Annotated in this window: 1 protein-coding gene; it reads left to right on the forward strand. The window is 29.2% G+C overall.

Annotation, left to right across the window (positions count from 1 at the left end; translation table 11 throughout):
• Nucleotides 1–159 precede the first annotated feature (159 nt).
• Nucleotides 160–312, forward strand: a complete 153-nt coding sequence (locus A9G30_RS13745) for a RepB family plasmid replication initiator protein (RefSeq protein ID WP_141672100.1) — start codon at nt 160–162, stop codon at nt 310–312.
• The last annotated feature ends 167 nt before the right edge of the window (nt 313–479 follow it).

Genomic DNA, 479 nt, shown 5'->3' on the forward strand with positions numbered 1-479 from the left:
ATTATCAGTGATTCATTACAGCGCTTAAAAATTGGTAGAAAATTTAAGTTAATTATTTTATTTATAAAACAAATAGTTATAATTAGAGTGTTCCCTGTATACACAGGGATAAACCGCACCCGACGCAGGGTTTAAAGTCGCGCCGTTCGTGTTCCCTGTATGCACAGGGATAACTGTATTAATGACAAATTTTTGACGTGGTCCGATCTAAAACGTTTTGTTATAGATAAATCTGTCAATGAAATTAATCATAAAAATGATCTCAATATTTCATATGAACCAAAAAATTGGACGTTCATTTACAGATATTGAATTTTTCATTGAAGTTGACCCAGATGCGAATTTTTTGGAGAATAAATTATGAGCAGAATTTTACTTGAGAAAAATAAAAGAAATGGGGAAAAATTTTATGAAGTTAAAAGTTTCAAGTATTTTATCAAATCATAATGAATCACTAATGAATATTTTAGGTGAAGATA

Origin of the sequence: Gilliamella sp. Fer4-1 (assembly GCF_001690515.1) — a bacterium.
GTDB classification, from domain to species: Bacteria; Pseudomonadota; Gammaproteobacteria; order Enterobacterales; family Orbaceae; genus Gilliamella; species Gilliamella apicola_C.

What these genes read in the sequence shown, in the direction of transcription:
- A9G30_RS13745 (WP_141672100.1), top strand. Translation starts at nt 160, where the DNA reads ATGCACAGGGATAACTGTATTAATGACAAATTTTTGACGTGGTCCGAT.